Source organism: Roseobacter sp. HKCCA0882 (assembly GCF_037805225.1).
Classification (GTDB): Bacteria; Pseudomonadota; Alphaproteobacteria; order Rhodobacterales; family Rhodobacteraceae; genus M30B80.
Window position 1 is genome coordinate 1,473,638 of sequence record NZ_JBBLYI010000001.1, and the last position, 12,887, is coordinate 1,486,524.

The window sequence follows — 12,887 nt, forward strand, 5'->3', positions numbered from 1 at the left end:
GTCCTAGTCCTTGTCGTTCTGGCGCTGCCCGTGCCCCGCTCGGAGTTTTTTACGGCCTTGCCATACCTGATACGTTACCACAAGCGCCCAGAAAAGGGCCGCAATTGCCGCAAGGTCAAACAAAAAAGCCAGTCTTGCAGGCCACCCAAGATGGGCACCGATGGCCTGCATCAACATCCACAACAGCATTGCCCCCGCAATAACCAAGGCAGCCACCCGCCCCTTGCGGTCGAGCGCGGCATCTTCAGCGTTTTGCATGGGCAGTTTGCGGGTCATTCATTTGGTCTGCAACATGGCATGTCATTTGCTCGGGGTTTTAACGGGGGTGGCTGCAAGCTGCAAGAAAAAGCGGCCCCGCATCTGGGATGCAGGGCCGCCTTTTGAAGGAATTCGCATTAGGATTTAGTAGACATCCCCATCGCCAACGCGTTTTGAGAATTCCGTTTGCCCACCTGAGGCCAAGGTTTTGGCTTGCGCAACCCAATTATCGCGGCTGACTCGGCCCTTAAACCCTTCGAGGTTCTGATCAACCCATGCAACCTCATCCGCCGTCCAAGAGGCAACTTGGTCAAAATGGTAAAACCCTAAACGATTGAGCAACGCCTCCAGTTTCGGGCCAACGCCTTTGATCATTTTCAAATCATCCGCCCCTGAGGCGCGCGCGGCGCTCAAGGCGGCAGGGCGCGTGCCCGCGCCTGTGGTGGCCGCGGGTGCGGCGGCTTTGGCAGCCGCTTTGGGTTTTGCTGTGGCTTTGGGTTTCGCCGCTGCCTTTGGCTTGGGAGCGGCTTTTGGTTTTGCAGCAGGTTTTGCAGTTGCGGATGCTGCAGGTGCTGCCGCTTTCGGGGCTGCGGGTTTTGGCGCTAAGGGCTGTGGCGCAGAAACACTCTTATCGGCGGGCTCAGGCAAGCTGCGACACAGCGTGAGCATCAAAAACAACCCCACACCGACTGCCACGATCACGGCCGCAAACACCGCTTGCATAAAGCTCCAATCGCCAAGGACTGCCACAAGCACCCCTGCAAATGCCCCGACCAATGCCGCCAAGCCCCATGACACAGCTGCACAGGTCAAACCCCCTGAATTCTCGCTCATTTATTTTCCCCCGTCTGATCGTAGATTTTTGATCACTGATTTCGACATGCGCCTGTCGCGCCTTAATGCCCCGCAACTTACCCTATCTTTTCACATATAAAAAACATCTTTTCATGGGGTGACATGTAAAAAACCCGCCATAAAGGCGGGTTTTTTGTGGAATTGATCCGAATTTTGAGTGGTAAAGCCGCTTATTCGCTCGACTTTGGCTTGCGCGATGCGGGCTTTGCTGCCGCCTTTTTGGCGACTGGTTTCTTCGCAGCAGGCTTTTTCGCAGGCGCTTTCTTCGCCGCATTTGCGGGTTTGGGCCGCGCGGCCTCATTGGGAATACCGGCCGATGACTGCTTACCCCAAGGGGCCAGCAATGGCACCTCGGTGCCATCAATCCGCTTGACCGTATCACCGATATCTGCCGCCAATCGCGCAGTGGCATTCAGCGGATCGCGGCCCTTTTCATGCGCGGCCAAACTGGTCAGACCCGATGCAGGCTCAGATGTGTAGCGGCCATTTTGTGGCCCAGGTGTCGGCACCTTGCCCGCCGACAATTCATCAATAATCTCAGACAGGCGCGCCGCCGTCAGGTCTTCGTAATAGTCCTTGCCGATCTGCGCCATTGGCGCGTTGGAACAGGCGCCCAAACATTCGACCTCTTCCCACGATAACATGCCATCTTTCGACAGCTCATGCGGGTTGGGGGCAATTTTCTCGCGGCAAATGCCAATCAAATCTTCCGCGCCACAGATCATGCAGGAGGTGGTGCCGCAAACCTGAATATGCGCCACGCTGCCCACGGGCTGCAATTGGAACATGAAATAGAAGGTCGCGACTTCCAAGGCGCGGATATAGGCCATGCCGAGCATATCAGCGACATATTCAATCGCAGGCTTGCTGAGCCACCCTTCCTGTTCTTGTGCGCGCCACAACAGGGGAATAATCGCCGAAGCCTGACGTCCTTCGGGGTATTTGGTGATCTGCGCCTCAGCCCATGCCTGATTTTCAGGGGTAAAGGCAAAGCTATCTGGCTGTTCCGAATGAAGGCGTCTGAGCATCGTAAAGTTTTCCGTCAACAGGTTGAACGCGGCGGTGATCCCCCCGCTGCAAAGGCCGATCCGAGATCAGCGGTCAATCTCACCAAACACAACATCAAGCGACCCAAGAACAGCAGACACATCCGCCAATTGGTGGCCGCGGCATAGGTGATCCATCGCCTGAAGATGCGCAAATCCTGGGGCGCGGATCTTAGAGCGGTAAGGTTTGTTGCTGCCATCAGAAACCAGATAGACACCAAACTCACCTTTCGGGGCCTCGACCGCGGCATAAATTTCGCCCTCAGGGACGTGGAAGCCCTCGGTATAAAGTTTGAAGTGATGGATCAGCGCCTCCATCGAGGTTTTCATCTCACCGCGTGAAGGCGGGGTGATCTTGCCGCGTGCCAGAACATCGCCCTGATTTTCGGGCAGTTGCAACTTGGCACAGGCTTGACGGATGATCGAAATGGATTGGCGCATTTCCTCCATGCGGCACAGGTAGCGATCATAGCAATCGCCATTCTTGCCCACAGGGATTTGGAATTCGAACTCGTCATAGCATTCATAGGGCTGTGCGCGGCGCAAATCCCATGCCAAACCAGACCCACGGGCCATAACCCCCGAGAATGCCCAGTTTTGAATATCTTCTTCAGTGACAATGCCAATATCGACATTGCGCTGTTTGAAGATGCGGTTTTCGGTCAAAAGCCCGTCAATATCTGACAACACGCGCGGGAAGTCCTGCGCCCATGTATCGATATCCGCAATCAATTCAGGGGGCAGATCTTGGTGCACGCCACCGGGGCGGAAATAGGCCGCGTGCAAACGCGCACCACAGGCGCGCTCGTAGAACACCATCAGCTTTTCGCGCTCCTCAAAGCCCCAAAGGGGCGGCGTGAGCGCGCCCACATCCATCGCCTGCGTGGTCACGTTCAGCAAATGGTTCAAGATACGCCCGATCTCGCAATAGAGAACACGGATCAACTGGGCGCGGCGCGGCACCTCGACACCTGTCATACGTTCGATCGCCAAGCACCATGCGTGCTCTTGGTTCATCGTGCCAACGTAATCCAAACGGTCGAAATAGGGCAGGTTTTGCAGATAGGTGCGGCTTTCCATCAGCTTTTCTGTGCCGCGATGCAAAAGGCCGATATGCGGATCACAGCGCTCGCAAATCTCGCCGTCCAATTCTAGCACCAAACGCAACACGCCATGCGCGGCGGGGTGTTGGGGCCCGAAATTGATATTGAAATTGCGAATTTTCTGCTCGCCTGTCAGCGCGTCTTCAAATCCTTTGGAGCCGTCCATCATTTCTGCGCCTCCTTGGCTTGGTCTGCCTTCTCATCCCCGGGCAGCACATATTGCGCGCCTTCCCATGGGCTCATGAAATCAAATTGGCGGTATTCCTGAACCAGTTTTACAGGCTCGTAGACCACGCGCTTGAGCGCCTCGTCATAGCGCAGCTCAACATAGCCAGTGGTCGGGAAATCCTTGCGCAACGGATGACCGCGAAAGCCGTAATCGGTCAAAATGCGGCGCAGATCGGGGTGGCCCGTGAAAAGGATACCGAACATATCGAACACTTCGCGCTCAAACCAATTCGCCGATGGATGAAGCGACGCGATAGAGGGGGCCATCTCATCCTCGCGCAGCGCTGCTTTAAGGCGGATGCGTTGATTTTGATACATAGACAAGAAATGCCAGACCAAATCAAAGCGCCGCTCTCGACCGGGGTAATCCACTGCGGTCACATCGACCAAGGTCGAGAAGGCGCAATTGCGGTCGAGTTTCAAGAATTCCACGAAATCCAACAGATGGGCCAAGGAGACCTCGACCGTCAATTCGCCGCGTGTGATGGTGCTGCCCATCACGGCTTCGGGCTGCTTTTCGGCCAGATAATTCGCCAATTCTTGCAAGGCCTGGTCGCTCATTGCGTAACTCTCTTTTTGGTTCGGGCGCCTTGCGCCCAAAGATGCGCCTTAGCGCGTAATCGTTCCCGTGCGGCGGATTTTGCGCTGCAACTGAAGGATACCATAAAGCAGCGCTTCAGCGGTCGGAGGGCAGCCAGGAACATAAATATCCACTGGCACAATCCGATCACAGCCGCGCACAACGGAATAGCTGTAATGGTAGTAACCGCCGCCATTCGCACAAGATCCCATCGAGATCACATAGCGCGGTTCAGGCATCTGGTCGTAAACCTTGCGCAACGCAGGGGCCATTTTGTTGGTCAAAGTGCCCGCCACGATCATAACATCCGACTGGCGTGGCGAGGCGCGTGGGGCGATCCCGAACCGCTCCGCATCATAGCGCGGCATTGAGGTGTGCATCATCTCAACCGCGCAGCACGCCAGACCAAATGTCATCCAATGCAAGCTGCCCGTGCGCGCCCAGTTGATGATGTCCTCTGTCGAGGTCAACAAAAACCCTTTATCCTGAAGCTCGCGATTAAGCGCTTGGGTGGCGACCTCCTTGTCCACACCTGCGGTGTTTTGACCTGTCATCACTCCCATTCCAGCGCTCCTTTCTTCCATTCATAGGCAAAGCCAATGGTCAGCACGCCTAAGAACACCATCATCGACCAGAACGCCGTCATCGACATATCTGGGAAGGCAACCGCCCATGGGAACAGGAACGCGATTTCCAAATCAAAGATGATGAACAGGATCGACACCAAATAGAAACGCACATCAAATTTCATGCGCGCATCATCAAAGGCGTTGAACCCACATTCATAGGCGGAAACTTTTTCAGGATCAGGATTGCGCACAGCGACAATCACAGCAGCCAAAATCAGGATCAGGCCAAGGCCGATGGCCATGGCAAGAAAGATCAAAATTGGCGCGTATTCAGAAAGAAGGTCTTGCAAGATGCTCTCCCTCGGTTGTCAGGAACCGTGGCAAAGGGTGTCCGGTCAGCGCAGGGTCTAGCGCCAAGCCTTGAAGTGGTCAACCGATGCGCGCGCATTGCGCACGTTTTGTCGCTGCTTTTTTCAACCAAAGGCCCGAGTTTCGTGCAAATTTATGCCGCAAGGCGCAGATTGCGCTATCCCTATGTTGCGCGACACCTGCATAGGGCGGTATGTCTAGGCCGAACGACAAGCCCCCATGGGGCTAAATGAGGGACTATGCCAGAGCGCACGGAAACCGAGAGCCGCAAATTGCTGCGCCGCTTGCAAGCCAGTTTGGCCGAAGCAGGCGCAGGACAGGAGCGACTTGACCGTATCACCCATCTGATCGCCGATTCGATGGGCACGGAGGTATGCTCGATTTACCTGCTGCGCGATTCCGACACCCTCGAGCTTTGCGCGACTGAGGGCTTGGCCCCCGAGGCCGTTCACGTCACCCGAATGCGCCTCGGCGAGGGTCTGGTGGGGCGCGTTGCCCGCGATGCCCGCCCCATTAACACCCCCAACGCCCCCGCCGCGCGTGGATTTCGTTATATGCCCGAGACGGGCGAAGAGCGGTATTCCAGTTTCTTAGGCGTGCCAATCCAGCGCTTAGGGGAACGGCTTGGCGTTCTGGTTGTGCAATCGAAAGAGGCGCGCAGCTATTCGGAAGATGAACTCTATGCCCTAGAGGTTGTCGCGATGGTTCTGGCTGAAATGACAGAACTTGGCGCCTTTGTCGGTGAGGGCGAGGCTTTATCGGCTCGTCACCAATCGCAGGTGATGATCCGTGGCGGTGTCGCGCAAGAGGGCGTGACCGAAGGCGCGGTTTACCTACACGAACCACGCGTGGTCGTCACCCGCCCCGTGGCCGATGATCCAGAGGCCGAACAAGCCCGCCTATCAGATGCAATCGCCACGCTGCGCCAATCGGTTGATCAGCTTTTGACCCGTATGGACAACGATGACAGCGAGGAACGCCAAGTTCTCGAAGCCTATCGCATGTTCGCCAATTCGCGCAGTTGGATCAAACGGATGCAAGAGGACATTGCGCGCGGCCTATCGGCCGAAGCAGCCGTTGAAAAAGAACAATCGGCCGCCCGCGCGCGGCTAGAAACTGTGCCTGACGCCTATTTGCGCGAACGTTTGCAGGATTTAGACGACCTTTCAAACCGCCTTTTGCGGATTTTGACAGGTCAAGGCGGCGACACGGGCGCGGAAATGCCCGAACACCCGATTCTCGTGGCACGCAACATTGGGCCAGGGGAATTGTTGGATTATGGCCGCCGCCTCAAAGGGGTGGTGCTTGAGGAGGGATCGGTTGGAAGTCACGCGGCGATTGTGGCCCGCGCCCTTGCCATTCCGCTAATCATCAATGCCAAACGTATCACAACCGAGGCGCTGAACGGTGACCCGATTTTGGTCGATGGCGAGCAGGGTATCGTGCATTTGCGGCCCGAAGAGAATGTGGCCAAGGCGTTTCGCGATAAAATCGCCATGCAGGCCGCGGCGCAAGAACGCTATGCATCGATCCGTGACAAACCCGCCGAGACGCTTTGCGGCACGCGTATCACGCTTGAGATGAATGCGGGCCTTATGGCGGATCTTCCCTCCCTGCCCTCGTCTGGTGCGGAGGGCGTTGGGTTGTTTCGCACGGAATTGCAATTTCTCACGCGCAACCAAGTGCCACGACGCGGGGAATTGGCCGCGCTCTATTCTCGGGTCATGGATGCAGCAGGCGGCAAGCGCGTGGTGTTTCGCACGCTTGATATAGGCTCGGATAAGGTGCTGCCCTATATGAAGCGGCCAGAGGAACCAAACCCCGCCTTGGGGTGGCGCGCGATCCGCGTGGGTCTTGATAAACCGGGCGTTATGCGAATGCAGTTGCAGGCCCTAATCCGCGCGGCACAAGGCCGCCCGCTTTCGGTCATGTTCCCCTTTGTGGCCCAGCTTGAAGAATTCACCGAGGCCCGTGATCATCTTTTGCGCGAAATGGATCGCGAAGCGGCCTTGGGACATATCTTGCCCGAAACCCTTAAAATCGGGGCCATGCTGGAAACCCCAAGCCTTGCTTTCGCACCGCGCCAATTTTTTGAAATGGCTGATTTTGTCTCAATCGGCGGCAACGACCTTAAGCAGTTCTTCTTCGCCGCTGACCGCGAGAACGAACAGGTGCGCCGCCGCTATGACACGCTCAATGTCAGTTTCTTGAATTTCCTAGAAATGATCGTCACGCGGTGCGCGGAAACTGAAACCGATTTGTCATTTTGTGGCGAGGATGCAGGCCGCCCCCTTGAGGCGTTGTGCTTTGCCGCGATGGGTTTGCGCAAATTGTCGATGCGCCCTGCCTCCATCGGCCCCGTCAAAAGCCTCTTGCGGCGGGTTGATTTGCGCGAACTGCGCGCCGTGATCCGCGAAGCGCAGGCAACAGGGGCGATGAGCGTGCGCAGCGCGGTTGCAAACTGGCTCGCTCATCAAAACGGCCATTAGGCCCTAGCTGCGCAGCGCAGGCAGCCCAACGCCTGTCGACTCGAACCCCCCATCTGCAGCCAGTATTTGACCAGAGATGTAGCTCGCTTTTTCACTGCATAGGAAGCAGATCGCTTCGGCAATCTCACGCTCGGACCCATAACGATTGAGCGGGATTGCATCATGATAGGCGGCGATGATGGCGGGCGAATGCACCGCAATCGACAATTTCGTGCGCACAGGGCCAGGGCAGACGCAATTCGAACGAATGCCGTATTCGCCCAATTCTGCCGCCTGCTGTTTGGTCAAATGAGTAACAGCCGCCTTGGTCGTGCCATAGGCCACCCGCAAGGTTGACGCCCGCAGACCCGAAATTGACCCAATATTGACAATCGCGCCATAGGTTTCCTTTAGCGCAGGCGTCATCGCCTGTGACATCAGAAAAACGCCATCTAAATTGGTCGCCATGACACGGCGCCATGTTGTGAAATCGCATTCTTCAATCGGCCCAAATTCCGCGACACCTGCATTATTCACCAAAGCATCCACGCGCCCCATTTTGGCGCTGATCTGGGTCGCCAGTTCTGCCACAGCCTCAGGGTCTGAGACATCGCAAACAAACCCTAGGGCCCCATCACGCGGGTTGGATGTCGCGCCAAGTTCGGCCGCATCGCGATCCACCATCGCAACCCGCCAGCCCATCTCAAGGAAAAGATCAGTGGTGGCCAATCCGATACCGCGCGCGGCCCCCGTTACAATCGCTACTTTGCTCACCCGTTTGTCCCTCCCTTTATGTTGGCTTTGCCGTGGCATCCTGACGGGTTCCGCGCTCGTGGCAAGCGGAATTTATGCCGCCCGAAAAATGAGGGCTTTTATTATTAGACCGAGCCGTCTAAGAAATGTCGCATGAGCTTAGCCGATGTGACATATGACGCCCCCAAACGCCGTGGCCGCCCCGCCACTGCGCCCCAAGACGCGGCCACCTATCAGCGATTGATCCGCGCAGGGTTGGTGCATCTCACAGAGCGGGGTTATTCTGCGGTCGGGCTTGATATGATCCTGACGCATGCCCGTGTGCCAAAGGGCAGTTTCTATCATTATTTTCCCAACAAGGCCGCCTTCGGTCGCGCCGCCATCGCGGCCTATCGCGCCTATTTCGTGGCAAAGATGGAACGCCACTTGAGCGATGACAGTCTTGCCCCGCTTGCCCGTGTCGCGGCCTTTGCTGCGGCGGTCGAGGCGGGCATGGCCCGTCACGGCTTTCGGCGCGGATGTTTGATTGGCAATCTGGGCCAAGAAATGGGCGCATTGCCCGAAGAATTCCGCGCCGATCTCATTGCGACCTTGGAAGATTGGCAAGCCCGCTTGGCGCGGGTTCTACAGCTTGCCCAAAATCAGGGCGAGATATCCCCCCATCACAACCCCGCCGATCTGGCGCAAATGTTCTGGATCGGATGGGAGGGCGCCGTTTTGCGGGCCAAATTGGAACGCGGGCCTGCGCCCTTGCGCCTGTTTGCAGCGCAATTTCTTGCACAGCTTAACACCACCCCAAAAGGAGATGCCCCATGTTCGATGCCATCGTAATCAGCAAAGAGGATGATCAGCAAAGCGTGGCCTTGCGCCAAATCGCCAAGGAAGACTTGCCCGAGGGGGATGTTTTGGTCGAAGTGGCTTGGTCAACCTTGAATTACAAGGACGCGCTCGCCATCACAGGGGCCGCGCCAGTAGTGCGCAGTTTTCCGATGGTTCCCGGCATTGACCTATCGGGCATCGTCCGTGAAAGCGCAGATCCACGCTATAATCCCGGCGATCGGGTGGTCTTGAACGGATGGGGTGTTGGTGAAAAACATTGGGGCGGTTTGGCGCGTTTCGCGCGCCTCAAGGGCGATTGGTTGGTTCCACTTCCCGATGGTGTCAGCCTGCGCCAAGCGATGGAGATCGGCACGGCAGGATATACCGCGCAGCTCTGCGCCAGCGCCTTGTTGAAGGCCGGTCTCACGCCAGAGGCGGGCGAGGTCGTGGTCACGGGGGCCGCGGGCGGTGTTGGCAGTGTTGCCGTGGCCCTTTTGGCGGCGAAAGGATTTACTGTCTGTGCGGTCACGGGCCGCGCCGAGGAAGAAGCCTATCTTAAATCCTTGGGCGCAAGCGAAATCCTGCCGCGAGAGGAATTCGCAGGCAAACCCCGTCCCCTCGACAAGGAGCGTTTCGCAGGTGCGGTCGATGTTGCGGGCAGCACCGTCTTGGCTACTGTTATCTCAAAAATGAAATATCGTGGGCTTGTCGCCGCCTGTGGCCTTGCCGCAGGCATGGATTTGCCAAGCTCGGTCGCGCCCTTCATTTTGCGCGGGGTCAGCCTATTGGGGGTCGACAGTGTCATGGTGCCGCGCGATGAGCGGATTGATGCATGGGCGGCCTTGGCCAAAGATTTGGATATGAGCAAATTGGCGGCAATCGCCCATGAAATGGCCCTTCAAGATGTCATCGCCGAGGCGCCAAAATTTCTTGAAGGTAAAATCCGCGGCCGCGTGGTTGTGCCTTTGAATGCGGCACTGGCCTAATAGGGCCCCAAAAGGATAGCAGCTATGACAGACCCCCTTGCCCCATTGGCGCTTGAGGTTGAGGCCCCAAAGCGGCTTATGGCCTTTCCAAATTGGGTCTATCTCTTGCGCGAGTTTGAGGCGCTTTACAGGCGCGGCTCGGCGGGGGGATCAAAACCAATCCGCAGCCACCGCAAACGGGTGCGTGAAGGCATCTCGCAGGTATTTGACACAAATCCCGTGGTGATGCCGCGCGGGCCATTGCTTAAACCCGTCACCGACCATTTGCCCCGCGCCCTTGATCTGGGCGAGCGGGGTTTGGTCGCGGGATTGTCGCGCGCGCTGTCGCGGGTCGCAAACGAACTGACATGGGAATACGGCTATGAGAAAGTGCCAAAGGCCTTGGCGCAGAAATATGCCTATTGCGAGATATTGGGGCCGCGCGGGCCGATCTATTCTGAAAAGATGATCTTGGGCTTTGTTCTCTTTGCCCCCCGCACCACTTACCCGCAACACAGCCATGCGGAAATTGAAGAAAGCTATATCTCGGTCGCGGGCGATTGGTCTAAAAACGAGGTCGCAGTTCATGCGCCAGGTTCGTTAATCCTAAACCGCCCCGGTGACGAACATCGGATCACAACGGCGGATCTTGATCCCTGCCTCTTGGCACATGCATCGGTAGGGCCTGAGAGCAAACTTTCAAGCCCAGGGATGAAGCTTTCTGCAACAAGAAAAGCCCGTATTGAAGCGGGCATATAAAAAGCAATCGAGGTCAAATCATGCAGGCAGCGGATATTGTGATTGTCGGCGCAGGGTCAGCGGGATGTGTGTTAGCCAATCGCCTGTCTGAAAATGGCAAGCACAAGGTCGTGTTGTTGGAGGCGGGTGGGCATGACCGCCACCCTTGGGTGCATATCCCCGTGGGATATCTCTATGCGATGGGAAATCCGCGCCTTGATTGGTGCTATAAAACCGCGCCTGTGGCGGGGTTAAATGGGCGCGCGCTCAACTATCCGCGTGGGCGGGTTTTAGGGGGCTGCTCCTCAATCAATGGAATGATCTATATGCGCGGCCAAGCGCGCGACTATGATCTTTGGCGCCAGATGGGCAATACGGGCTGGGGATGGGAGGATGTCCTGCCCTATTTCAAACGCTCGGAAGATTATCATCGCGGCGCGGACGCCCTGCATGGCGCAGGCGGCGAAATGCGCGTGGAAAATCAGCGCCTATCATGGGAAATTTTAGATGCGGTGCGGGAAGCCGCCACTGAAATGGGCATCCCGCCCTCAGATGATTTCAACACAGGCGACAATGAGGGAGCGGGATATTTCGAAGTGACCCAAAAAGGCGGTTTGCGGTGGAACGCGCGCCGCGCCTTCCTTGATCCTGCCAAAACCCGTAAGAACCTGAGCATCGTAACGAATGCCGAGGCCGAGAAAATCGTCATCATCGAGGGGCGCGTTCGCGCCTTGCGCTATCGTCAAAACGGGATCGTCAAAGACATCCAAATCCGTGGTGAGTTGGTCTTAGCCGCAGGGGCAATTGGCACACCGAAACTTTTGGAGTTGTCAGGGATCGGCCAAGCGGAACGCCTGCAGGGTTTGGGCATACCCGTGATCCAAGACAGCCCCAAGATTGGCGAAAACCTCGCCGATCACCTTCAGATCCGCACGATTTTCCGCATTTCAGGCGCAAAAACACTCAACACCCTTTACGCCTCGCTTTGGGGGCGGGCCAAAATTGCGCTTGAATATGCGCTCAAGCGATCTGGCCCGATGGCCATGGCCCCCTCACAACTGGGTATTTTCACGAAATCAAGTTCCGATTACGAAACCGCCAATATCGAATATCATGTGCAGCCCCTATCGCTTGAAGCTTTTGGTCAGCCTTTGCATGACTTCCCCGCCCTCACCATCTCGGTCTGCAACCTGCGCCCAGAAAGCCGCGGTTCGGTGCATATCACCTCGCCCGATGCAAAGGCCGCCCCTGTGATTGACCCAAATTACCTATCGGCTGAAGCTGATCAGCGCGTGGCGGTCGATAGCATCAAACATGCCCGCCGCCTGATGCAAACCGAACGCTTGCGCGCCTTTGCGCCGCAAGAAATCAAACCCGGCCCCCATATCAATAGCGAAGGTGATCTGGTGCGCGCCGCAGGCGATATCGCAACCACGATTTTTCACCCTGTCTCAACCGTTCGAATGGGAGCGGATCAAAACGCGCCGCTTGACCCAGAGTTGCGCTTGCGCGGGATTTCGGGCCTGTCTGTGGCGGATGCCAGCGTGATGCCATCCATCCCCTCGGGCAATACCCATGCGCCCGTGACCATGATTGCCGAAAAAGCCTCAGATTTGATCTTGGCGCGCCTCGCTTAGGCGCCCCAACGCGTCACTTTCCCCGTGACCCCTGACCAATCCCCAACGCCCAAAATGCGGGCGGGGTTGGTGGGTGGTGGCATCTCCACCCCTTCAAGGCGGTGAAACCCGAAGCGGCTATAATACGGGGCATCCCCCACCAACATGGTGCGCGGCCAGTGCAAGGCGTCAGCCCGCCGCAGACCTTCGCGGATCAGCAGCCCGCCCAAACCTTCCCCCTGACGGGTGGGATGCACGGCAATCGGGCCAAGCAACAACGCCTCTTTGGGCCCGACACGCACCGGCCAAAAGCGGATCGCCCCACCAATCGCACCATAGTCATCGCGGGCTATGAGACAGAGCCCCTCGACAGGCGGCACCCCATCACGCAAGCGATAGGAACTCAGGGCCGTGCGCCCGGGCGCAAAGCACAGATCGAAAAGGGCTTCGACCTCCCACCAGTCATTTGGCTGCTCTTTGGCTATATCGACCATTGGCTGCTCATGTAATGCCTCTGGTC

13 protein-coding genes and 1 pseudogene are annotated in these 12,887 nt (G+C 57.2%); 5 read left to right on the forward strand and 9 right to left on the reverse strand.

Translation table 11 applies throughout. The features are described from left to right. Positions 1–3: 3 nt before the first annotated feature. The 7 genes and pseudogenes from AAC622_RS07480 to AAC622_RS07510 form a co-directional block, all read right to left on the reverse strand. Positions 4–276, reverse strand: a complete 273-nt coding sequence (locus AAC622_RS07480) for a DUF5337 domain-containing protein (protein ID WP_317656064.1) — start codon at positions 274–276, stop codon at positions 4–6. A gap of 126 nt (positions 277–402) precedes the next feature. After that, a complete protein-coding gene (locus AAC622_RS07485; protein WP_340261177.1) occupies positions 403–1,092 on the reverse strand; it encodes a hypothetical protein in 690 nt (229 codons plus the stop codon). Between the two features lie 215 nt (positions 1,093–1,307). After that, positions 1,308–2,141: pseudogene (nuoE, locus tag AAC622_RS07490) on the reverse strand (NADH-quinone oxidoreductase subunit NuoE); the annotation flags it as partial. 66 nt (positions 2,142–2,207) lie between these two features. Further along, entirely contained in the window at positions 2,208–3,431 is a 1,224-nt protein-coding gene (locus AAC622_RS07495) for an NADH-quinone oxidoreductase subunit D (RefSeq protein WP_340243165.1), read from the reverse strand. Beyond that, positions 3,428–4,051 carry an NADH-quinone oxidoreductase subunit C gene (locus AAC622_RS07500; protein WP_340261178.1) on the reverse strand — a complete coding sequence of 208 codons (624 nt, stop codon included), beginning with the start codon at positions 4,049–4,051 and terminating at the stop codon, positions 3,428–3,430. Before AAC622_RS07500 ends, AAC622_RS07495 begins: the two co-directional genes overlap by 4 nt. 48 nt (positions 4,052–4,099) lie before the next feature. After that, positions 4,100–4,633, reverse strand: coding sequence for a NuoB/complex I 20 kDa subunit family protein (locus AAC622_RS07505; RefSeq protein WP_317656068.1), 534 nt, complete (start codon positions 4,631–4,633; stop codon positions 4,100–4,102). Further along, positions 4,624–4,989 (reverse strand): NADH-quinone oxidoreductase subunit A, encoded by a 366-nt coding sequence (locus tag AAC622_RS07510; RefSeq protein WP_317656069.1) that lies wholly within the window; start codon positions 4,987–4,989, stop codon positions 4,624–4,626. The genes AAC622_RS07505 and AAC622_RS07510 overlap by 10 nt, the downstream gene beginning before the upstream one ends. 258 nt (positions 4,990–5,247) lie before the next feature. Here AAC622_RS07510 and ptsP point away from each other — a divergent pair, with 258 nt between their 5' ends. Then, on the forward strand, positions 5,248–7,497 hold the full coding sequence (gene ptsP, locus AAC622_RS07515; RefSeq protein WP_317656071.1) for a phosphoenolpyruvate--protein phosphotransferase: 2,250 nt from the start codon (positions 5,248–5,250) through the stop codon (positions 7,495–7,497). A gap of 3 nt (positions 7,498–7,500) precedes the next feature. Here ptsP and AAC622_RS07520 read toward each other — a convergent pair whose 3' ends face one another. Continuing rightward, on the reverse strand, positions 7,501–8,250 hold the full coding sequence (locus tag AAC622_RS07520; RefSeq protein WP_340261179.1) for an SDR family NAD(P)-dependent oxidoreductase: 750 nt from the start codon (positions 8,248–8,250) through the stop codon (positions 7,501–7,503). 132 nt (positions 8,251–8,382) lie between these two features. Here AAC622_RS07520 and acuR point away from each other — a divergent pair, with 132 nt between their 5' ends. From acuR to AAC622_RS07540, 4 genes are read left to right on the forward strand one after another with little or no spacing between them, the layout of a single operon-like run. Continuing rightward, the gene (gene acuR, locus AAC622_RS07525) at positions 8,383–9,060 is read left to right on the forward strand and encodes an acrylate utilization transcriptional regulator AcuR (RefSeq protein WP_340261180.1); all 678 of its coding nucleotides are present in this window, start codon (positions 8,383–8,385) and stop codon (positions 9,058–9,060) included. Next, complete coding sequence (gene acuI / locus AAC622_RS07530) at positions 9,042–10,034, forward strand: acrylyl-CoA reductase (NADPH) (protein WP_340261181.1); 993 nt, start codon at positions 9,042–9,044, stop codon at positions 10,032–10,034. Before acuR ends, acuI begins: the two co-directional genes overlap by 19 nt. 24 nt (positions 10,035–10,058) lie before the next feature. After that, positions 10,059–10,772 carry a dimethylsulfonioproprionate lyase family protein gene (locus tag AAC622_RS07535; protein WP_445322606.1) on the forward strand — a complete coding sequence of 238 codons (714 nt, stop codon included), beginning with the start codon at positions 10,059–10,061 and terminating at the stop codon, positions 10,770–10,772. A gap of 20 nt (positions 10,773–10,792) precedes the next feature. Beyond that, positions 10,793–12,388 (forward strand): GMC family oxidoreductase, encoded by a 1,596-nt coding sequence (locus AAC622_RS07540; RefSeq protein ID WP_340261183.1) that lies wholly within the window; start codon positions 10,793–10,795, stop codon positions 12,386–12,388. Here AAC622_RS07540 and AAC622_RS07545 read toward each other — a convergent pair. Then, positions 12,385–12,861: a GNAT family N-acetyltransferase gene (locus AAC622_RS07545; RefSeq protein ID WP_340261184.1), complete on the reverse strand. Its 477-nt coding sequence runs from the start codon at positions 12,859–12,861 to the stop codon at positions 12,385–12,387. The two genes, AAC622_RS07540 and AAC622_RS07545, sit on opposite strands and share 4 nt — an antisense overlap. Positions 12,862–12,887 lie beyond the last annotated feature (26 nt).